Source organism: Sphingobacterium siyangense (assembly GCF_007830445.1).
In the GTDB taxonomy this organism is placed as follows: Bacteria; Bacteroidota; Bacteroidia; order Sphingobacteriales; family Sphingobacteriaceae; genus Sphingobacterium; species Sphingobacterium siyangense.
The window spans coordinates 61,180-83,384 of the sequence record NZ_VLKR01000018.1 but is presented as its reverse complement, the minus strand read 5'-3'; the positions used below and the strand labels follow the sequence as shown (position 1 = coordinate 83,384).

Here is a 22,205-nt window from a genome sequence, read left to right as displayed (position 1 = left end):
GCCCAAATGGAAAACAGTCGGTCTGTAGATGCTAAGTTGCGGTTTTAGATGAGAATTTTTACCACACTGGGGAGAGAGCAATAAATATCAACCGCATAATTAGAAGGAAATAAAATCGGAGATACAAGGGGATTAATAGGGAGATTATAGGGGTTCATCCGAATGAGGTCCGAATGAGGTCCCTATAAAGTCCCTATGAAGTACGTGTTAAAAAAACTGGTAATTTGAAGTTGGTATACTGTTAGATCTTTTGATATACATGATAAAAAAGAGCTCGAGGGCTTGATGATTTGGCCTGATATTGACTTTTTCGATGCAAATAAAAAGAGAAAGATAAAGGAGTTTATGATACTGTTTCTTGTTAAAGCGAAACAACTGCAAGATATCGTGTAACGCCAGATTTTCTTTAGTGGATTTTCGCAAAAATCTGACACAATCTTCTCTAATAATTTCGTAAATTTCAAGTTCAAAAAAATGTAAATTGTCTTGCATTTAATGTATTGTATTAAAGAGGGTTAGAATTTTATGTATATTATTTTCGATACGGAAACGACGGGTTTGCCTAAGCGTTGGGACGCACCAATTACCGATACGGACAATTGGCCTCGCTGTATTCAATTGGCTTGGCAGATCCATGATGAGATGGGAAATTTGGTCGAACATCACGATTTCTTGATTAAGCCAGATGGATTTGATATACCCTATGACTCTGAAAAAATACACGGCATATCGACTGCATTGGCCGAAGAACAGGGATTGCCGCTTCAGGAGGTCCTAGAGAAATTTAATGTGGCATTGAATAAAGCCAAGTTTGTTGTTGGACAAAATATTGGTTTTGATTTGAATATCATGGGCTGTGAATTTTACCGTTATGGTGTTGCGTCCAATATGGCTAATATGCCTGTATTGGATACCTGTACGGAAGTAACAGCTGAACTGCTGAAAATTCCAGGCGGTCGCGGTGGGCGTTTTAAATTACCCAATTTGACCGAGCTGCATTCTTATTTATTCGGGGTGCCGTTTGCTGAGGCACATAATGCAACAGCCGACGTTGAGGCGACAACACGTTGTTTTCTGGAGCTTGTCAGAAGAGAGGTATTCACTGCCGAAGAACTTCAGGTCGATACGGGCTACTTTGTCGATTTTAAAACCAACAACCCGGGGCCTATACCCACTGTTGGACTGAAACATATCAACCTAAAAGCAGCTTCTGATGAAATTAGAAAACGGTCTCAGCCAGATGAAGTCAAGGTTGTCGTTGATGCGGACGCGTTAGCAGCTTTAAAGGATGCCAAATTTGCCCATTTACATAACCACTCTCAGTTTTCGATCCTGCAGTCGACGATGTCGTACGATAAGTTAGTTTCGGCAGCGGTCAAGGATAATATGCCTGCTGTTGCGTTAACGGATCACGGAAATATGATGGGGGCTTTTGAGTTTGTTTCTCGTGTTATAGGCCATAATAAAGAAGTTGAAGCACAAAATGCGGAGGCAGTTGAGAATGGAGAGGAGCCTACTGGTCAGCTTTTAAAGCCAATTGTTGGTTGTGAGTTTTTTGTTTGTGAAAACCACAAAGATAAGTCCAGGAAGGATAATGGTTATCAGATTGTGTTATTGGCGAAAAATAAACGCGGGTACCATAATCTGGCTAAACTGGCTTCTTTTGCTTATACGTCTGGGTTCTATTATGTTCCGCGGATTGATAAAGATCTTATTCTTCAATACAAGGAAGATGTTATTGCGCTGTCAGGTAACTTACAGGGGGAGGTGCCGAATAAAATACTGAATATTGGTGAGAGCCAGGCCGAAGAAGCTTTGCTGTGGTGGAAAGAACAATTTGGGGATGATTTTTACCTGGAATTGATGCGTCATGGTCAGGAAGATGAGGATCGTGTGAACCAAACGTTGCTGAAGTTTTCCCGTAAATATGAGGTTAAAGTTGTTGCGACCAATAATACATATTATGAGAAGAAAGGCGATGCGCATGCACATGATATTTTGCTGTGTGTGAAAGATGGTGAGAAGCTCTCAACGCCTAAAGGTAGGGGACGAGGGTTTCGTTTTGGTTTACCGAATCAGGAGTATTATTTCAAGTCTTCAGACGAAATGAAGACTTTGTTTAATGATCTGCCTGAAGCGATTCTAAATATTCAGGAGATTGTCGATAAGGTAGAGATATTTAAGTTAAACCGCGATGTCCTTTTGCCTAAATTTGATATACCCGAAGAATTTCAGGTGGAAGCCGATCTTGAAGATGGTGGAAAACGTGGTGAAAATAAATACCTGGCCCATCTTTGTTATGTGGGGGCGGAGAAACGCTATGAAGAAATTACGACTGATATTCGGGAGCGCCTAGACTTTGAGTTGGCTACCATCGAGAAAACGGGGTATCCGGGTTACTTTTTGATTGTTCAAGATTTTATTGCGGCAGCCCGAGATATGGGAGTTTCCGTGGGGCCAGGACGGGGATCTGCTGCTGGTTCGGCGGTAGCCTATTGTTTGGGAATTACCAATATCGATCCGATTAAATATGACTTGCTTTTTGAGCGTTTCTTGAATCCCGACCGTGTGTCAATGCCGGATATCGATATCGATTTTGATGACGAGGGGCGTGGTCGTGTCATGCAATATGTAATCAATAAATATGGCGCTAGTCAGGTTGCCCAGATTATTACCTATGGTACAATGGCAGCGAAGTCATCCATCAAAGATACAGCGCGTGTATTGGACTTACCTTTGGGTGATGCCAATGAGATTGCCAAGCTGATTCCGAATCTTAAATTATCCAAGATTTTTACTTTAGATGATGCCGGCTTAAAGGAAAAGCTGAGAACTGAGGAAATTGAAGCTGTTAATCGGTTGAAATCTATTGCTGATGGTGCTGGATTGGAGGCTGAAACGATCAGACAGGCCCGGGTTTTGGAGGGTTCTGTCCGAAATACAGGTATCCATGCCTGTGGTGTTATTATTACGCCAGACGATATTACTAATTTCGTTCCTGTTTCTTTGGCAAAAGACTCGGATCTTTATGTGACGCAGTTCGATAACCACGTTGTTGAAAGTGCCGGTTTGCTGAAAATGGACTTTTTGGGTTTAAAGACACTTACACTGATTAAAGATACAGTCGAAAATGTCAAATTAAGCCATGGTATCGTGCTGGATCCGGATCAATTTCCGATCGACGATGAGCTTACTTATGAGCTCTTTCAACGTGGAGAGACCATCGGGGTGTTTCAGTATGAATCTCCTGGAATGCAGAAATACATGCGGGACCTTAAGCCGACGGTATTTGCCGATTTGATTGCGATGAATGCACTTTATCGCCCGGGTCCAATAGAGTATATTCCAAGTTTTATTAAGCGTAAGCATGGTATAGATCCTATTGTTTACGATTTGGATGCCTGTGAGGAATATTTGAAAGAAACGTATGGAATTACGGTATACCAGGAGCAGGTAATGCTTTTGTCTCAAAAGTTAGCTGGATTTTCGAAAGGTGATGCCGACGTTTTGCGTAAGGCTATGGGTAAGAAGCAAAAGGCGGTACTGGATAAGATGAAGCCTAAGTTTGTTTCACAGGCAGAGGAGAAAGGACATAATGCAAAAGTTTTGGAGAAGATCTGGACCGACTGGGAAGCTTTTGCAAGTTATGCATTTAATAAATCCCATTCTACCTGTTATGCTTGGGTTGCTTATCAAACAGCCTATTTGAAAGCGCATTTTCCAGCGGAATATATGGCTGCGGTACTTTCTAACAATATGAATGACATCAAGCAGGTGACGTTCTTTATGGAGGAATGTAAGCGTATGGGACTAGAGGTGCTTGGTCCTGATGTGAATGAATCCTATTATAAGTTTACGGTAAATGAGTCTGGAGCTATTCGTTTTGGGATAGGTGCAGTTAAAGGTGTCGGGGCAGGAGCAGTAGATGCTATCGTGCAAACTCGACAATCAGGATTGTATAAATCTGTTTTCGATATGGCCAAACGGATTGATCTTCGTGCGGTCAACAAGAAAGCTTTCGAGAGTCTGGCTTATGCTGGTGGTTTTGATAGTTTCGATAATACGCATCGTGCACAGTATTTTCATTCGGATGAAAGTTCTACAGGAATGGAAAAGGCGATACGATTCGGCCAGCGTTTTAAAGAAAATGAAAGTTCGGCCCAGGCGAGCTTGTTTGGTGTAGGTGGTGCTGCAGAATTGCCGGAACCTGTTTTGGCACCCTGTCCGCAATGGGGATTGATTGAAAAGCTTAAATATGAAAAAGATGTTATCGGTATTTATTTGACCAGTCACCCCTTAGATACATACCGCTTTGAGATAGAACATTTTTGTCAGAATTCGGTTTCGGATTTGGCATTGATCAACAAAGTTAAGGCGGCAGAGGTCGATGAAGAGACTTTGCTTGAGTTTAATCGAATCAAGAATAAAGAATTGGTGATCGGTGGTATTATCGCATCGGCAAACCATCGATTAACGAAGACTGGTAAACCTTTTGCGTCGTTTATCATAGAAGATTATAGTGATTCTTATGATATGGCAGTTTTTGGCGAAGAGTACGTCAAGTTAAAGGGCTATTTGCAAGAAGGCTATTTTGTACAATTGCGGGGTTTGGTACAGGAGCGTTTCAGGCAGGTTGGAAATTGGGGCTTTGAGCTGCGCAGTGTACAGTTACTTTCGGATCTTCGTGAGAAGATGGCGAAGAGTTTTACGATCAATATTCCTTTACCTAAGTTGAATGAAGCATTTCTTGACGGAATCAAAGATATACTGGCGCAAAATGAGATTGAGGGGGTTGTGCCAAATTGTCAATTAAAGTTTAAAATTTGGGATCCCCAAGATGAAATATCTGTCGAAATGCCAGCTAAAAGTCTGAAAATAAACCTAACAAATGAATTTTTGGACTGTATAGATAAGTTTGAAGGGATAAATTACCGATTGAATTAGTTTGGATTGGAATTTGTGTAATTAAGATTACAAATACATTGGTAGTTGTTACTATCTTTGTTTATTGATTTTAGCAATTAAATAGTATTAAAGATATAACTTCGGTTTATAAAATTAAAAGATTATGGCATTAGAAATTACAGATAGCAACTTTGAAGAAGTTGTCTTAAAAGCAGACAAACCAGTATTAATTGATTTTTGGGCAGAATGGTGTGGTCCTTGCCGTATGGTAGGTCCTGTGGTTGAAGAACTGGCTAAGGATTATGAAGGTAAAGCTGTTGTAGGAAAAGTAAATGTGGATGAAAATCCAGAGATTTCTGTTCGTTATGGCATTCGTAATATTCCAGCTTTATTGTTCTTTAAAAATGGAGAAATTGTTGATAAACAAATTGGAGCTGTTCCAAAATCAGTATTGAACGAGAAATTAGAAAAACAATTAGCATAACTTAGTTAAATGACAAAAAAAGCCTGGAATATTCTATTTCAGGCTTTTTTTGTTTTTAAAATCCAATTTTTTTGATTTTATTTCGACTTTTAGTTGTTTTGTGTATATATTTTATTTGTTTTGATGTGTTTTGTTTCTGTATTTTATTTATTTTGGTGTATTTTATGCTTTTGTTTTGTTTTTTAGTAGTTTAATGTGTTGTATTTTTTTGTGTTTTTGTGTTTTAATATGGTTTTATTGTTAGTTTTTATGTATTTGTGTTTAATTTTTTATAAAAAATCAATTTTATTTGCAAAAACCAATATTTTTTGCTTCTTTTGAGTATTGAAATTGGTTTTCGAAAAGAATTTGTTTCGATTTTTTTGATTTTGATATTGTTTTTTTTGACTCGATGATTTAGGAGTTATTTTTTTGAAAAAAAATAGAAATTGACAAAGATTTTCCCTTTCAAATACCCTAGATTATGCCTCGCGTTGCTCTCCGTAACGCGAGTTTTTTTTTGGCTAAAGTATGGGTAAAAACAAAAGCAGCTATCCGAAAGGATAGCCGCTTTTTATTATTGACTAAATAAACTGAATTATTCAGCAATTACTTCGAAAGGAACTTGAACTTTCACTTCTTTGTGTAAGTTTAAGTTTGCGATGTATTCACCTAATTCTTTAGGTTCTACTTCGAAAGTGATACGACGACGATCTACATCAAAACCTTTTGCTTTCAACGCATCAGCAATTTGAATGCTGTTTACTTTACCAAAGATTTTACCAGATTCACCTGCTTTAGCACCGATTGAAAGTTTAATAGCTTCCAATTTACCAGCTAATTCAGTAGCGTCTTTTTTGATTTTTTCTTGTTTGAACTGAGCTTGTTTGATGTTCTCAGCTAAAACTTTCTTTGCAGATTCAGTCGCTTGGATAGCAAATCCTTGCGGGATTAAGTAGTTACGACCGAAACCTGGCTTTACATTAACGATATCGTTTTGCTCACCTAAGCCTTTGATATCTTGTTTTAAAATTACTTCCATTTTCTATCGTCCTCCTTATTTAATTGCATCAGCTAAGTAAGGTAATAAGCCGATGTGACGAGCACGTTTAACAGCTTGAGCTACTTTACGTTGAAATTTCAAAGATGTACCAGTTAAACGACGAGGTAAGATTTTACCTTGATCATTTACAAATTTCATCAAGAAGTTAGCATCTTTATAATCGATATATTTGATACCATTCTTTTTGAAACGACAGTATTTTTTACGGTTGTCCTCTACTTTAGGAGCAGTTACGTATTGGATATTTTCGTTAGCCATTAGTTTGCGCCCTCCTCAGTTTTAGTTTCAGCTTTTTTGTTGAATGCACCGCTACGTTTTTTCTCGTTGTATGCTTTAGCATGTTTGTCTAAGCTTACAGTCAAGAAACGCATAATGCGCTCATCACGTTTGTATTCAACCTCTAATTTATTGATTAATTCACCTGGAGCCTTGAATTCAGTTAAGTGATAAAATCCAGTAGTTTTTTTCTGGATTGGATACGCTAATTTTTTCAAACCCCAATTGTCTTCAGCGACAATCTCGGCTCCGCCTTCTGTTAAGATGTTTTTGAATTTTGCGATTACTTCTTTCGCAGCATCATCAGAAAGCAACGGGGTAAGAACGATTACAGATTCGTACTGTTGCATTGTGTTAATTAATTTTGTTATTTAAAATTCCACTTTTGTGGAAGTGCAAAGGTAGTTATTATATTGTTATGTTGCAAAGCTTTGAAATAAAAAAGTTTAGATCCTTTGGAGGGATCTAAACTTTTCTCAACCGAACTAGGCTATATTTTAGTTCAATTTCTTTAATTCTTCTTTGATAGCTGCCTGTATTTTCTCGCTAACAGGGACTAAAGGAAGTCGTAATTGATCTTTTCCGATCCCCAATTCCTGTAAAATATATTTTACACCAGCAGGGTTTCCTTCAATAAAACACAGATCTGTAATGTCAAGGAGTTCATTATGGATCGATCTAGCTTCCGCATAATTGCCTTCAGCGCATAACTTAGCTAATGTGGCAACCTTTTTCGGTAATGCGTTTCCGATCACTGAAATGATACCAGCAGCTCCAAGAGACATCATCGGCAAGGTAACCGGATCATCTCCGGAGATCAATAGAAATCCCGTAGGTTTATCCCGTAGAATTTCGCTGAATTGCGCAAAATTTCCAGAAGCTTCTTTGATGGCTACGATATTGGAAAAATCATTGGCTAGTCGTAATGTTGTCTGTGCTGTTATATTGCTGCCCGTACGCCCAGGCACATTGTATAAAATAACCGGAAGTGGAGAGGCGTTTGAAACAGCCTTGTAATGCTGGTAAATGCCTTCTTGTGTTGGTTTGTTATAATAAGGAGATACAGATAGAATTGCACAGAAGCCTGTTGGATTAAAGTTTTTAATTTGTTCCACAATTTCGGCTGTATTATTACCGCCAATTCCAGCAACCAAAGGAAGTCTACCGTTCACGCGCTTGACAGTAAAATCCCAGATACGCTTTCGTTCATCATTGGTTAAAGTGGCAACTTCTCCAGTTGTACCTAAAGAAACCAAATAATCCATACCTTCGTTGATTTGCAAGTCAATTAGCTGACCTAATGCTTCGAAATCAACAGATTCATCTGAGTTAAAAGGAGTGACCAATGCTACTCCTGCGCCGTGAAGCTCGTTCATCTTGTTTTTGTATTTATATAAATTTAATTAAAAAAACTTACTTGGGATTAATGAGTTCAAATAGTTCTTTATCATTAATCATCGGGATACCCAATTTTTCTGCCTTCGCTAGTTTGGACGGTCCCATTTTATCTCCCGCTACGAGGTAGCTTAATTTGGCAGAAATGGAAGATAACATCTTTCCGCCATTGCTTTCAATTACTGCTGCTAGCTCTTCACGTGAATGGTCTGCAAATACACCAGAAATCAGGAAGGTTTTCCCTTCAAGTGAATTGCTCGCAAGGATGATCTCCTTTTCCTCAATTTCGAAATTTAAGCCATAATTTCTCAGTGCAACAATCTGTTGTTGATGAATTGGATTGTCTAAGTATTCTTTGACACTCTCCGCAATACGGCGTCCAATGTCTTGTACTCCTTCGATTTCCTCTGTCGAGGCTTGTGCGAGTGCATCAATATTTTTGAAATGCTGGGCTAATTTTTTTGCAATCGTCTCGCCGACATGACGTATTCCAAGCGAAAATAAGACTTTTTCAAAAGGTTTTTCTTTGGATTTTTCGATGCCGTTGAGCATGTTATCGATTGATTTTTGACCGAAACGTTCCAGTTGTTGCAGGTCATCTTGATGGTCTTTTAGGCCATAGATGTCAACGATATTGCGTAACAAACCTTTCTTGAAGAAAGTATCCACGGTCTCGTCCCCCATTCCCTCGATGTCCATCATTTTTCGTCCGATAAAATGCTGCATTTTGCCAACAATTTGTGGCGGGCATCCAGTTTCATTAGGGCAATAGTGTACGGCTTCCCCTTCTTGTCGTATAAGTGCTGTGTCGCATTCTGGACAAGATGTGGGGTAGACAAAACTTGTCGATCCTGCTAATCTTTTCTCGAGGTTTACCCCAATTATTTTAGGTATAATTTCGCCCCCTTTTTCTACAAAGACAGTGTCATCTTCGTGTAGGTCGAGACGTGCGATTTCATTTGCATTGTGTAAAGAAGCGCGTTTTACCGTTGTGCCTGCCAGTTGTACAGGTTGAAGATTGGCAACAGGTGTAACAGCGCCGGTACGTCCAACTTGATAACTAATCGAGTTCAATGTGGTTTCTACACGCTCTGCTTTGAATTTATAGGATATTGCCCAACGTGGATTTTTGGCAGTAAAGCCAAGTTCCTCCTGTTGTGCGTAATCATTTACTTTAATAACAATTCCATCAATTTCATAACCTAGGTTATGACGTTCGACATCCCAGTAGTCAATAAATGCAAAAACATCGGTTAATGTGCTGCATTTTCTGCTATGCTCGCTGACGTGAAATCCCCAGTCTTTGACATGGTTTAAGCTATTCCAATGGTCGTGAAATAGATTTGTTCTGTTGTCGCAGTACAAAAAGTAAAGGAAACAGTCCAATGGGCGTTTTGCAACTTCAGCAGAATCTTGGAGTTTGATGGTTCCAGAAGCGAAATTTCTTGGGTTGGCATAGGTTTGCTCCTCGTTATCAGCTCGTTCCTTATTCAGGCGGAGAAAAGCTGATTTGTGCATAAATATTTCACCTCGTATTTCGAATTGATCTGGATAATCTCCTTCTTTAAGTTTGATCGGGATAGAACGAATGGTTTTAACATTGTTTGTGACAACATCGCCTTGTGTACCATCACCGCGCGTAACGGCTTTACTTAGTAGGCCATTTTCATAAGTCAAGCTGATGGATAAACCGTCAAATTTTAATTCACAAACATACTCAAACTGATCGCCGATGATTTTGCGGATTCGCTGGTCGAAGTCAAGTAATTCCTCCTGATTGTATGTGTTGCCCAATGAAAGCATTGGCCAGCGGTGCTTTTCCGTTTGAAATCGGGAGGTAATGTCTCCACCAACACGCTGTGTAGGGGAGTTGGGGTCGGCAAAGTTGGGATATTGAGCTTCCAGCGCTTCGAGTTCCTTTAATTTAAGGTCGAAGTCGTAGTCCGAAATAACACTGTTCGCCAATACATAGTATTGATAGTTATAATGGTTGAGCTCTGCCGTTAAGTCTTTTATCTTTTTTTCAATATCCATCACCAACATTTTGCAAAATTACAAATAAAAAGTACGTTTAAATAAAATAAATAAAGAATCTTGTCGTAATGACTGCTTTATTTTGAAAATGCGTTTTTCTGCATTTTATGTTACAGGGAAATAATACGCTATTTGAAATCCTCCGGATTTAGCTGAGAAAATTTATGTTTGTTATTTGTGTAAAAATCAATGATAATCGATTTTGTGTACTGCCCTTTGGTATTTTCTTTCGCCTTGTATTTTTTTCGTTTTTTAGCATTTTTGAAAATATTCAAGAAGAAATACTGATGTGCGCGACTGATCGCCCAGGCATCCTTGGGTTTCCTGTCGATCAGAAACTTAACAAGGGCTGCAAAGTCAAACCAAAGCCTGATGAAAATAATCCATATTGCTTTGCCTAGCGGCAGGTTTTTTTGCAGCATGACCATGTTATTCCTAAAATTGAGGTAAGTCTTTTTGGGATTACTTGCATTGAGGGTGCCCCCACCAACATGATAAACAATAGATTTCGGACAATAGCCTATGCCATAGCCCATTTTCTTTAATCGCCAGCATAGATCGATTTCCTCCATATGAGCAAAGAAATCTTCGTCAAGGCCATCTGCCTCCTTCCAGGCGTCAGAGCGAATAAAAAGTGCAGCTCCAGATGCCCAGAAAATCTCGGATTCATTATCGTACTGTCCCGCATCGTCTTCTACTTCATGTAGGATTCTACCTTTACAGAAAGGAAAGCCAAAGTAATCCAGATAGCCACCGGCCGCTCCGGCATGTTCGAACTTCTGCTTGTCATGAAATGAGCGTATTTTGGGCTGTGCTGCTGCCAGGGAAGGGTTTCTTTCCAAGTATTCAATCACTGGTTCAATCCAGTTTTGGCTCACTTCAACATCCGAATTGAGGAGTACATAGTAATCAGCATCTACACGCTGCAGTATTTTGTTATAACCTCCTGCGAAGCCATAGTTTTTGTCATTTTCAAGGATAGTAATCGTAGGATAGTACTGTTTCACAAATGAAATTGAATCATCATCGGAGGCATTGTCTCCAATGACAAATTCGACATTCGGATAAGAACTGTTATATACGGATGGTAAAAATTTTTCCAGGAAAAATCGGCCATTCCAATTGAGGATAACGACAGCTACTTTTGGTAATTTACTCATTTTCTACGTTTTCTTTTCCAACGATTATGTGACCATAGCCAATATTCTGGGTTTTCACGAATAAGCTGTTCCGCAAATTGATTGTGTATATCGGTAATTTCATGCTCTCCAAAGCCACTTGGATCTTCGATTAAAGTAACGAATTTACAGAAATATTGCCCTCTTTTGGGCTTTCTTCCGATATAGCAATAGACCACAGGTGCTTTACTTATTCTAGACAGTCTTTCAGCTCCTGTATAGACCAATGTTTCCTGATTTAGCCAATTAATAAAATAATCGGAATCCGAATACAGCGGTGTTTGATCGGCAACGAGTATACTGATATTGGGTTGGCCTTTCAACTTTACGATATGACGGAGTATTTGTTTCATTGGTACCATTTCGGCGCCAAACCTTCCTCGCATATCATTGTACACTGTGTCAATATCTTTGTTATTGAGTGGTTTGTATACAATCAGCGTAGGAAAGTTTGTAATTAAGCTCAAACGGTGAATACCCAGCTCCCAATTGGCATAATGTGAGGTCACCCCGATTACGTTTTTGCCCGCTTCGAGGTGTTTAGTCAATTCTTCTACATTTTCCAAAGTCATCTTTTTCTTGACTTCCTCAGCTGTAATCGTTTTCAATTTGATCGATTCGACAAGGAGATCCGGGAAAAAACGATAAAACTTTTTGGCAATTACCAGACGTTCTTTATCCGTTTTTTCTGGAAAAGCATTTTTTAAGTTCTGAAATACAATATTCTTCCTATATCCAATAATATAGTAGAGTATGTAATAAAGCCCATCGGAGATCAAATATAGAAACCAATAGGGGAGAAGAGAGATGATATAGATTAATGCGTTTAACGCTTTTTGTTTCATGCTATAGCTAAAATTCCCAGTGTTCTTTACAAATATCCTTAATTTAAGTTATTTTTGCGTCACTTATAACAAAAATCATCAGTTTTTATGGAATCGCAGTTATTACTTCCGGCATGTTATCTTCCACCAATATCCTATTTTCATACGATACAAGAGCATAATCTTCCTTTGGTCATCGAGAAATATGAGCATTTTCAAAAGCAGAGTTATCGTACGCGCGCACGCATTGCTTCTGCAAATGGGGTGCAGGATTTGATCGTACCCATTCAACATGGCAATAAGGAACGTGTTCCTATGAAAGATATTCGGATAAGTTATGAGTTTGACTGGCAGCGTTTACATTGGCTAAGTATTCAGACAGCTTACCGTAGCTCTGCATATTTTGAATATTATGAAGATGATTTTATACGATTCTATGAGGAAAAGTTTGCGTATTTGGTAGACTTTAATGTTGCTCAATTAGAACTCATTCTAAAATCGATCAAACTTAAACGAGCAATAGGATTTACAGAAGAGTATGTTGCTGCGCCTTCGGAAATGATCGATTTCCGTAACCTGATCCATCCTAAAAAAGAAAGTGTATTGCGTGAGCCAAAAGAATATTATCAGGTTTTTTCTGATAAAAATGGATTTTATCCCGATTTAAGCATTATCGATTTGCTATTCAATCAAGGACCACAATCAAAAAGTTACCTGTAGCCTGACGGTTTTTTTGAACAAAATGCGTTTAATATTGTTGTTATTCAATATTGAACGCATTTAAATGAAACAATTCTTTTTTACTTTTCTTCTTTTTTCTTTGTGTTGGACTTTCGCGCGGGCTCAGGGCGGTGTTGATACGATACATTATCGAAAAGTTTACTATTGGGGTACAACGGGAATGGGCTTTCCGATCGGAAAAACCAAAGATATACTTTCGCCAAAGTTTTCTGGTAGTATTGGTTTGGATATCTCCCTGAAAAATCCAATGTTTTTTGTATCCCCCACACTTTATACACTTTCATTCAAGTATAAGCAGCGATTGGTCGATCCGAATTTTGAGTATCGTATCGAAGATGCGAATACCAATTTCTATACCCTTTCATTTTCGGGGGGCATTAGGAAGCAGATGCGATTATTGAATATCTATGGTTTTGTAGGTCCCGGTGTAGGATTGACGAGTGAGCCAAGGGCAAATGTACTCGCAGACCAAAAGCTTATTAAGATGGAAAATAAAAATCACCTGAATTTCTCCAGCAAAATAGGTGCAGGGGCAGATTATAAATTTAACGGTTTCTTTTTAGGTCTTGAGCTTGGTTATCTCCATAATTTTAGGAAGATACAGGATACTCCCGTGAATATTTTTACCGTTATGGTGGGATTAAAATCCGATATTACGCAAATTGGGGATAAAGTCATCAATGTCATTGGCATCGATGGTTCCATTAGCGGTAAAAAAGAGAAAAAATAGACGGCTTATTTTAAGACCTGAATGGTGTCTCCAACATGTGCTTCGGCGTCGCTGCCTGTTTTTTTAACTTTTTCCGTTTGTTCAACCGCTACTGCAAATGTGGACGGAATAATGCCTGCACCAAATTTGATCGCATAAAATTTGGTGAATTCTGCGCCAAAATACAATATTGCAGCCGAATAGTAGATCCATAATAACATAACAATTATTGATCCCGCAGCTCCGTAAAAGCTGGCTGTGGAGGAAAGATTCAGATAGATTGAAATGCCGTACCTGCCTAACATAAAGAGTAAGCCTGTAAAGATAGCTCCGCCAAGCATGTCCCTGAATTTTACTTTAGCATCCGGAAGGAAGGAAAAGATAAAGCCAAATAAAATGACAATGACCGAAAATGTGATGCCCGTATTCACCCATGAAATGAGTGCAATCGGAATAAAAGGAAAATAAGTCATGACTAAATTGGTCACGGCAACAATAACTCCGTTGATCATGAGTGAGGCAATTAGCAAAAAACCAAGGGCAATCACGATGGAAAAAGAAATCAGCCTGTTGATGATTAATTTTAGCCATCCCTTTTTTGGTTTCGGTTTTACTTTCCAGATATTGTTTATTGAGTCCTGTATATCAACGAATAAGGTTGTGGAGGATAGAATCAATGTAACGATACCTATTGTGATCCCCATATTAGATTTATTCTCGAAAGTTATCTTCTGAAGATAGGACTGGATCTGTGTGGTCACATCCTGACCAAAAAGAACCATGACCTCCTCCAGCACCTGATCTTGCGCTGAAGATCCACTTTGAAGATGTTCTCCATAGAAAAATCCAATACACCAGATAACAATCATAAGAAGTGGGCCGATGGAGAAGACGGTATAATAAGCCAATGAAGCACTCTTCTTCATACATTTGTCATCATTGAATCCATTAAAGGCATCAATTAAGACATGCCAAATGTTTTTCCAGTAGGCGAGTGTAAATAAATCTCGTAGTGTAACGTGCTTCATAATAAGATGATCAGCTCCAATAATCGTGCAAATTGTTACTCTTGGTTTTGTTCCTGATACAATTTGTCGATTGCTCCTTCGTTCTCTTTTAAAATAATTTTTCGTTTTAGACTCAATTTTGGCGTCAATTGACCGTCGTTGATTGTCCATTCCTTTGGAAGAAGAATAAATTTCTTGACAATTTCCCAATGTCCAAAGTTAGTGGATAATCGGTTAATTTCTTCTTGATATTTTTGGATTACTTCCGGATTTTTGATGATTTCTTCGTTTGAACCGCCGGTAATACCTTTTTGGTTTGCCCATTTGGACAGCACATCAAATGCAGGAACAATCAAGGCGCCGGGAAATTTTCTATTTTCTCCAAAAACCATGACCTGTCCGATTAATGTAGACTCCATGAGTTTGTTTTCAATGGATTGGGGCGCGATATATTTACCACCTGCAGTCTTAAACATTTCCTTTTTTCGATCGGTTATTTTTAGGAAACCATCGGATGTAATTTCTCCAATATCGCCCGTCTTGAAAAAACCATTATCGTCAAAAGCTTCTTTTGTGGCTTCTTCATTTTTATAATAGCCTGTCGTGATACTAGGGCCCTTGACAAGAATCTCACCGTCTGAAGCAATTTTAACTTCTAAGTTTTTCAGGGGTTTGCCTACAGTCCCAAATTTCAACCCATTGGGTAAGTAGGAGTTTACAGCAATAACCGGAGATGTTTCAGTCAGGCCGTATCCCTCAAGTACTTTAAGTCCAGCGGCCCAGAATACACGCGCTAAACGCTCTTGAAGAGCTGCACCACCGGATACAATGATCTTAATATTTCCGCCAAGAGCTTCTTGCCATTTCGAAAATATCAGTTTTCTAGCGATCGCAAGTTTTAGATTGTAAAGTGGTCCATTATGCGCTGGTTCTTGAAATTTCAAGCCAAGATCAACAGCCCAGAAGAAAATTTTCTTTTTTAATCCAGTTAAGGCTTTCCCTTTTTCAATAATCTTATCGTATACTTTCTCCAGGACACGGGGTACGGTGGTGAATACATCCGGTTTGACATCGTTGATATCGGCAACAACATTGTCTAAGGTCTCTGAAAAATAGATCTGGATTCCTTTCGAATAGTACATATATACCACCATGCGTTCAAAAATATGGCATAGCGGAAGAAAGCTAAGTGCCGTTTTGAAATCCGATCGGATGAGATGATTGCATGCCAAGACGTTGCTGTATACGTTTTTGTGAGACAGGTATACGCCTTTAGGGCGCCCTGTTGTACCTGAAGTGTAGATCAGTGTTAATAGATCTTCTTCTGTAACAGCCTCTCGAAGTGGAGCCAGGTCGGTTGTGTCATCTTTTGCTGTTTCGATGAATGTTTTTAGCTGCGTATAATTTTCAATGGCATCAAATGTATACAGTTGTGGGTTTATACCGTGTTCCTTGATGGCTTGTTCAATACGGTCCGTCAATTCTCTGTTGCTGACAAATAGTACGTTGACATCCGAGTCATTTACAATAAACGAAAGATCCTGTGCGGATAAAGTGGGATAGAGGGGAACAGTTGCAAGACCGATTTGATTGCAGGCAAAATCAACTAAATTCCACTCGGGTCTGTTGCCGGACATGATTCCTACCCGATCACCTTTTTTGAGGCCTAATTGCAGTAACGCCCTGCTTAAGGTGTCAATTGCGTCGGTGTATTCTTTGGTAGAATATGTCTTCCACTGGCCATTTCCATCTCGCCCTGCCACCATGATGTCCTTTGCGTATTTTTCTTTATATAAGGTTATAAAGTCAAAAATTCTGCCCATATCACTTGAGTTTATTTGGTTACTACTACATGCTGTATTGACCTAAATATACAGAAATAAAGTTGGATAATTTGGGATTATTGTCATAACAAATTAAACATTGTTTCGTTATAGCTGTAATGGATATTTACCCTATCGAAAAGGTCCTTCGTAGGGGAAGTTCTGGTAAATAGTTTTTTATGTGCACTGCAATTATATTGCATATAAAAAGCAATTTATCTATGTTTGGAAAAATGTAAAGCAAAAAAAGCGTACGATTTTTATGAAAAAAATATTTTTGGCTGTCGGTGGAATGCTGATGTTTGGAGCATTATCCAATAGAGCTATGGCTCAGTTGGACAATAGGGGTGCTATTGGTGGACGTTTCGGGTCTGCTCAGGGAATTACATATCGTCACACGCTTAACTCGGACCATGCATTGGAAGGAATTATGAGTATTCAGAGCAATTCTGATTTTCGCCGTTTCCGCGTTGTGGGCTTATATGAAATCTATAAACCATTGACTGCTGGGTTTAATTGGTATTATGGTTTTGGTGGTAGTATCGGTTCTTATAAGGAGAAAGACAAAATTATCGAGGGTCAGCGTCATTCATTTGATTCACAGCTTAATCTGAGTATTGACGGTATCGTAGGTATTGAATATAATATTCCGCAGGCACCGTTTCAAATCTCATTGGATGTAAAACCTTATTTCGATTTTCTAAACGAATCCAGTATCAAATTATTTGATCCGATCGGTTTTTCGGTAAGATATAAATTTTAAAAAAAGAATAGCGGGATTTCCCGCTATTCTTTTTTTAATGATAATACTTCCGTGTTAAGCCATCCAGATTTTACCTAGCAATTCCTGTAGAAAGGTTTGTTCTTTGAGCGGACGGATTTCGTATATCTTTTTATTGCTCTTTTTGATTTGAACAGGGATTTCCCGCACTAAACCATCTCGTGCCACCAGGAAGTTTAATATCTCCCCCTCTTTGGCATGTTGAACAATGAAATCAATTTCCTTGTCCTTAACATCGAGCCTGTTACTATTAATTGCAATCAGTTCGTCTTTTACACTTAATCCGGCATCATATGCACCAGAATCTTTTTCCACTGTCGCTACCGAAATTAGCCCATCCACTTTATTGGTTGTAATGCCTAGTGTCAACGTGTTGTTATTAACATTGGTATCAACAATTTCATATCCAACGAGATTAAAATAATCGTTGTATTCCAGTTCTCCGTCCTGATGAGCAGCATTGAAAATATCATCCAGCGAAGTGCCTGCGATACGTTCAGCAAGGCTTCTCAATTCGTTTTCTTCAAATCCACGATCAAGTTTTAGGTAGAACTCCTCATAAGCCTCGCGGATAACATCATCCAATTTTAGCCTACCTTCTGTAGCGGCAATAATTTTAATATCCAACAATGCTGTCAGCATTGCACCTTTGTTGTAATAGGAAATTCCTGAATTCATCGAATTTTCATCAGGCCGATAATATTTAATCCAGGTATCGAAACTTGAGGCTGCTGCAGACTGTATCGTATGCCCTGGACGGTTTAATACAATGTTGAAATCGTTAGCTAGCAAAGCGAGATACTCTTTTTCATCATAGAATCCACAGCGTTTAATAATTAAATTATCATAGTACGAAGTGAATCCTTCCATGATCCAGAGGCCTGTGGTATAGTTTTCGGCATCGTAATTAAACGGTCCTAATGCTTTTGGACGTAAGCGTTTCACATTCCATAGGTGAAAATACTCATGTGCAACGAGACTCAAATAGTTTTTGTAGCTGGTCTCATTTAGATAGGCATTTCTCGAGGCTCCCAATACTGTTGAATTGAGATGTTCTAGACCTCCACCTCCAGATTGGTAGTTGTGGGTAATAATGACATATCGCTCATTGGGGTTCGAACCCCAGATGCGGGTTTCTTCTTCGACGATACGTGTGATATCTTTCGTCAGGCGTTCTTTATTATAGCTGCCACCTCCGACCATGGCGCATTCATGTTCGACACCGGCAGCCTGGAATTTCCAGACATCCTGATTACCAGCTTCGATGGGCGTATCGTATAATACGTCAAAATTTGGCGCATAAAACTTGCATTCTCCAATTTGTTCGAGTCCAGTTGATATACTTGCCCAAGAATCTTTTAGTGCTATGCTGATTGTCGAAGGATTGTTTATACGGCCATCGATATGAAAGAAAGTTGCCGTAGGTACAATAAAAGCATGGTCACTATCGAAAAAGTTGGTACGCACAGAAACTTCAAAACCGTATATGGCGTAGATTACTTCGATCTGATCCAAAGATTCTGTGGGTATTCGCCAGGTGTTCTTTGAAACTTTCTGGTAGGAAATTGTATTTCCTGCTTTGTCAAATGATCGGAATCGTTCAACGTTTTTAGCATATTCACGAATTAAATAAGATCCAGGAGACCAGACCGGCATTTTTAGATCGACATAAGGCTGGTTGAGCTTTGCGATGCTCATTTTTACTTCGATATAATGAGCTTGTGCTTCTGAAAATGATACCTCAAAATGTATTTCGGGTATACTGAAATGGTCACTGTCCATGAAAGATGATTTTAGTATGAGCTTACAAAATTAAAAGTATCGTACGCTTAACCAAACAAAAAAATAGATTGTTGGTTCTACAATTATGAATCAGCGTGCCCCATCATTGTTCCTTCAGTAGAAAAAGAACAATGACGGGAAGCAGCTAATAGTACCCTCCAATATACATAAATTTATTTAAGAAATGAGGTGTAAATCGATAGGCATAATAGCTGCTTTGGATGAAATACCCGTTTTTATTGGGCTGGGGAGATGAAGCAAAAAATCTGTTTTTTATCAGAATTTTTGCTAAGTTTGATACAGTAGTTTATAGGGGGAAAATAATCAAGAATTTGTATGATCTTAGTTGTTGATAGCGGCTCTTCAAAGTCGGATTGGAAGTTGGAATTGCCAGATAGTGCGCCTATCTCATTCAGTACAAATGGACTCAATCCTTTTTTTGTGAATGAAAAGGAAATCACACGTGTTATTAAGGAGATACCCGAAATTATTCCCTACGCCGATGAAGTTACTGAGTTGTATTTTTTTGGTGCAGGATGCATTACGCCTGATCGTCGGGAAATGGTTTCAAATGCATTGACACCCTTATTCGAAAATGCTTACATTTCTGTTGAGAATGATCTTTTTGGTAGTGCCTTAGCGACCTGTGGTAATAAAAAAGGTTATGTAGCGACATTAGGGACAGGGTCTGATTTGAGTTTTTTTGACGGAGAGGAGCTGATGCCATCGCATAATGGAAATGGCTATGTATTAGGTGATGAGGGGTCAGGGGCATATTTCGGGAAAAATCTTGTTAGACTTTTTCTATATGGCCGTATGCCGAAAGATCTGAATGAAAAATTTGCGAACAAATACAGAATAAATAAAGAGATCGTCATCAAAAATGTTTATCAAAAAGAACGTCCCAATGCTTTCTTAGCATCGTTTGCGCCGTTCATGTCCGATAATATTACCCATCCCTTTATTATTGATCTGGTAAAGAGTGGATTCGAAGAATTTGTTCAAGCTTCGATTTTGACCTATCCGGACTATAATAAATATGCATGTCACTTTGTAGGTTCTATTGCTTATAGTTTTGATTTAATTTTACGGGAAGTCTGTGAAACACATCAGATAAAGGTAGGTACTATTTTAAAATCTCCTATCAACGAGCTTTTTGATGCGGTACTGGAAAGAGAGAGTAATTCATTGTTAAGTCTTTAAAATAATTAGATATGATTATTGCAACTATTATGGTGTATATGTCAATGTTATTTGGCAATCCCAATTTTTATGATTTTAAGTTTACGACACTTGATGGGCAAGAAGTGAAAATGTCCGATTTCAAGGGAAAGAAAATATTGATCGTGAATACTGCCTCAAAATGCGGTTTCACAAAACAGTACAAAGATCTGGAGGAATTGCACAAAACCTTTGGCGATAAGCTCATCATTATTGGCTTTCCGGCAAATAATTTTGGACAACAGGAACCGGGTTCAAATGCGCAGATTCAAGAGTTTTGTGAACAAAATTATGGTGTTGATTTTCTAATGGCCGAAAAGATCGATGTAAAAGGAGATCAAATATCACCCTTGTTTAAGTATTTGACCGCTCAGGAGAACCCCGATTTTAAAGGTGAAATCAAATGGAACTTTGAAAAGTTTTTGATTGATGAGAACGGTAAACTTGTACATCGTTTCCGTTCAGCGACCAATCCGCTGGATCCGGCTATTGTAAACTGGGTAGAAAACAAGAAATAGTAAAAATAACAAAATAAAAAAGCTGCAAAATCTGCAGCTTTTTTATTTTGTTTATTGTCCAGTCGATCCGAGGGCCTCTGGTTTTCCCATAAAGCTTAGCGACAAGGTTATAGTTTATGGGTTGGCTTTTGTTTACTTGATGTAAGCTGTTACCTATTTGATATATGCATCGTACAAGGCTCCTATACAATCTTTAAGCAAAGGGTTGAAGTCATCGCTATCGGGAATATTGCAGCCATTGGTTATCACAATAAACCCATATTTTTTCTTTGGATTGAAAAACAGCGCACTATAAAGCCCATATGCCGAACCGGTATGTCCTGTCAGGTTAACACCGGGGACAATTTTTGCATTGTTCATAATCGCTAATCCATAGCCTGATTCTTTATTTACAGCCGTCTGCATAATCTTCGCATATTTTTTACTGATGATGTTTTTTCCCTGACTATGGCCGTAGTTCATGTGCATCATCATGTATCTGGCTAAATCTAAGGCAGATATTTTCATTCCACCTGTCGGAGAAAGCACAGGAGTGCTATAGCCCAGGATGTATTGATTGAGTTCTTCCCGACGTGGATTATAGGCACTGGGCTCTTCATGGGGATTTCCCTTTTCATCAAAGGCGTATAACGAAACCAATCTTTTCTGATCCAAGGAGTCTATACAGTAACCACCATATAAGTTGAGCGGTTTGAGGATATGGTTAACAATGTAGCTGTCGACACGTGTATTGGTCAGTTTCTCGAGAACGGCACCGGCCATATTAAAGTTGAGATTACAATATTGGTATTGTGTGCCGGGTTCATAAAGATTGTATGAATCTTTCCAGTTTGGGTTTTTGGATGGATTGATGACATCTAGGTTGAAGTAACCGTTTTTATCATTGACGCTGGACGTATGCGAAAGGATCATCCGGAGTGTTATTTTTTTTCCTGGATAATTGGGGTTTCTGATTGGAAAACCGATCAGATCTCCGAAGTCGTCGTCTAACTTGCATCGGCCATCTGCTATTAATTGCATTAATGATGTTGCAGTGAATGACTTTGAAATAGAAGCAATTCTAAAGAGGTCATTCTCTCCGAGAGCCGTTTTGGTTTCCAAGTTTTTGTAACCATAATTTTTGTGATACTCAATTTTATTGTTTTTGACGACGACCACACTGAGCCCGACAGCATTATACCGACGCATAATTGCTGTGAGATCATGATCAACCTGTGTTTGCTGACCCAACAAAAATGTGGGAAAGAATAAAAAAATAAAAGCGGAGAGTAGGAGCTTATGCGTTCTCATTGAATTGATTAGTTAGGATGTTAGTTATGGCATAAATGTAAGGAAATCCTTACGATTAATAGAAATAGTTACAGTGAATCCTTGCAACATATAATAGATGCTACGAAGTTGAATCATTCATCTATTATAATAAGCTATTTTTATTTAAAACTATTCTAAACAATAAAATAATATCGTATGTTTGCGCCGACAAAT

Annotated in this window: 18 protein-coding genes; 7 read left to right on the top strand and 11 right to left on the bottom strand. The window is 38.6% G+C overall.

The window, feature by feature from the left end; all coding sequences use genetic code 11:
• The first annotated feature begins 525 nt into the window (after positions 1-525).
• Together dnaE and trxA are read left to right on the top strand one after the other, a co-directional pair.
• Positions 526-4,944 carry a DNA polymerase III subunit alpha gene (dnaE, locus tag IQ31_RS16420; RefSeq protein ID WP_088162789.1) on the top strand — a complete coding sequence of 1,473 codons (4,419 nt, stop codon included), beginning with the start codon at positions 526-528 and terminating at the stop codon, positions 4,942-4,944.
• Positions 4,945-5,068: 124 nt separating this feature from the next.
• A complete protein-coding gene (gene trxA, locus IQ31_RS16415; RefSeq protein ID WP_046671752.1) occupies positions 5,069-5,389 on the top strand; it encodes a thioredoxin in 321 nt (106 codons plus the stop codon).
• A gap of 577 nt (positions 5,390-5,966) precedes the next feature.
• Here trxA and rplI read toward each other — a convergent pair.
• The 7 genes from rplI to IQ31_RS16380 form a co-directional block, all read right to left on the bottom strand.
• Positions 5,967-6,410 (bottom strand): 50S ribosomal protein L9, encoded by a 444-nt coding sequence (gene rplI / locus IQ31_RS16410; protein ID WP_046671751.1) that lies wholly within the window; start codon positions 6,408-6,410, stop codon positions 5,967-5,969.
• 15 nt (positions 6,411-6,425) lie between these two features.
• Positions 6,426-6,689: a 30S ribosomal protein S18 gene (rpsR, locus tag IQ31_RS16405; protein WP_028071347.1), complete on the bottom strand. Its 264-nt coding sequence runs from the start codon at positions 6,687-6,689 to the stop codon at positions 6,426-6,428.
• On the bottom strand, positions 6,689-7,057 hold the full coding sequence (gene rpsF / locus IQ31_RS16400) for a 30S ribosomal protein S6 (protein ID WP_046671750.1): 369 nt from the start codon (positions 7,055-7,057) through the stop codon (positions 6,689-6,691). The genes rpsR and rpsF overlap by 1 nt, the downstream gene beginning before the upstream one ends.
• A gap of 147 nt (positions 7,058-7,204) precedes the next feature.
• A complete protein-coding gene (gene dapA / locus IQ31_RS16395) occupies positions 7,205-8,083 on the bottom strand; it encodes a 4-hydroxy-tetrahydrodipicolinate synthase (protein WP_088162788.1) in 879 nt (292 codons plus the stop codon).
• Positions 8,084-8,120: 37 nt separating this feature from the next.
• On the bottom strand, positions 8,121-10,145 hold the full coding sequence (ligA, locus tag IQ31_RS16390) for an NAD-dependent DNA ligase LigA (protein ID WP_088162787.1): 2,025 nt from the start codon (positions 10,143-10,145) through the stop codon (positions 8,121-8,123).
• Positions 10,146-10,264: 119 nt separating this feature from the next.
• Positions 10,265-11,296 carry a glycosyltransferase family 2 protein gene (locus tag IQ31_RS16385; RefSeq protein ID WP_145328716.1) on the bottom strand — a complete coding sequence of 344 codons (1,032 nt, stop codon included), beginning with the start codon at positions 11,294-11,296 and terminating at the stop codon, positions 10,265-10,267.
• Positions 11,293-12,159, bottom strand: a complete 867-nt coding sequence (locus IQ31_RS16380; RefSeq protein ID WP_088162786.1) for a lysophospholipid acyltransferase family protein — start codon at positions 12,157-12,159, stop codon at positions 11,293-11,295. The genes IQ31_RS16385 and IQ31_RS16380 overlap by 4 nt, the downstream gene beginning before the upstream one ends.
• Positions 12,160-12,246: 87 nt before the next feature.
• On the opposite strand from IQ31_RS16380, the gene IQ31_RS16375 reads away from it, so the two are divergent.
• On the top strand, positions 12,247-12,858 hold the full coding sequence (locus tag IQ31_RS16375) for a WbqC family protein (protein ID WP_145328714.1): 612 nt from the start codon (positions 12,247-12,249) through the stop codon (positions 12,856-12,858).
• A 64-nt stretch (positions 12,859-12,922) separates the two neighbouring features.
• Positions 12,923-13,609, top strand: coding sequence for a hypothetical protein (locus IQ31_RS16370; RefSeq protein ID WP_145328712.1), 687 nt, complete (start codon positions 12,923-12,925; stop codon positions 13,607-13,609).
• Between the two features lie 5 nt (positions 13,610-13,614).
• On the opposite strand, the gene IQ31_RS16365 is transcribed toward IQ31_RS16370, so the two are convergent.
• Both IQ31_RS16365 and IQ31_RS16360 read right to left on the bottom strand, forming a co-directional pair.
• Positions 13,615-14,616, bottom strand: a complete 1,002-nt coding sequence (locus tag IQ31_RS16365; protein WP_145328711.1) for a YihY/virulence factor BrkB family protein — start codon at positions 14,614-14,616, stop codon at positions 13,615-13,617.
• A gap of 35 nt (positions 14,617-14,651) precedes the next feature.
• Complete coding sequence (locus tag IQ31_RS16360; protein WP_145328708.1) at positions 14,652-16,418, bottom strand: AMP-dependent synthetase/ligase; 1,767 nt, start codon at positions 16,416-16,418, stop codon at positions 14,652-14,654.
• 262 nt (positions 16,419-16,680) lie between these two features.
• On the opposite strand from IQ31_RS16360, the gene IQ31_RS16355 reads away from it, so the two are divergent.
• On the top strand, positions 16,681-17,181 hold the full coding sequence (locus IQ31_RS16355; RefSeq protein ID WP_088163737.1) for a hypothetical protein: 501 nt from the start codon (positions 16,681-16,683) through the stop codon (positions 17,179-17,181).
• A 54-nt stretch (positions 17,182-17,235) separates the two neighbouring features.
• Here the strand turns inward: IQ31_RS16355 and IQ31_RS16350 are convergent, their stop codons facing one another.
• Positions 17,236-18,981 (bottom strand): M61 family metallopeptidase, encoded by a 1,746-nt coding sequence (locus IQ31_RS16350; RefSeq protein WP_145328706.1) that lies wholly within the window; start codon positions 18,979-18,981, stop codon positions 17,236-17,238.
• Positions 18,982-19,317: 336 nt separating this feature from the next.
• On the opposite strand from IQ31_RS16350, the gene IQ31_RS16345 reads away from it, so the two are divergent.
• Complete coding sequence (locus tag IQ31_RS16345) at positions 19,318-20,184, top strand: N-acetylglucosamine kinase (protein WP_088162780.1); 867 nt, start codon at positions 19,318-19,320, stop codon at positions 20,182-20,184.
• Positions 20,185-20,195: 11 nt separating this feature from the next.
• Complete coding sequence (locus IQ31_RS16340; RefSeq protein ID WP_088162779.1) at positions 20,196-20,720, top strand: glutathione peroxidase; 525 nt, start codon at positions 20,196-20,198, stop codon at positions 20,718-20,720.
• 153 nt (positions 20,721-20,873) lie between these two features.
• Here IQ31_RS16340 and IQ31_RS16335 read toward each other — a convergent pair whose 3' ends face one another.
• The gene (locus tag IQ31_RS16335) at positions 20,874-22,010 is read right to left on the bottom strand and encodes a serine hydrolase domain-containing protein (RefSeq protein WP_088162778.1); all 1,137 of its coding nucleotides are present in this window, start codon (positions 22,008-22,010) and stop codon (positions 20,874-20,876) included.
• Positions 22,011-22,205: the final 195 nt, after the last annotated feature.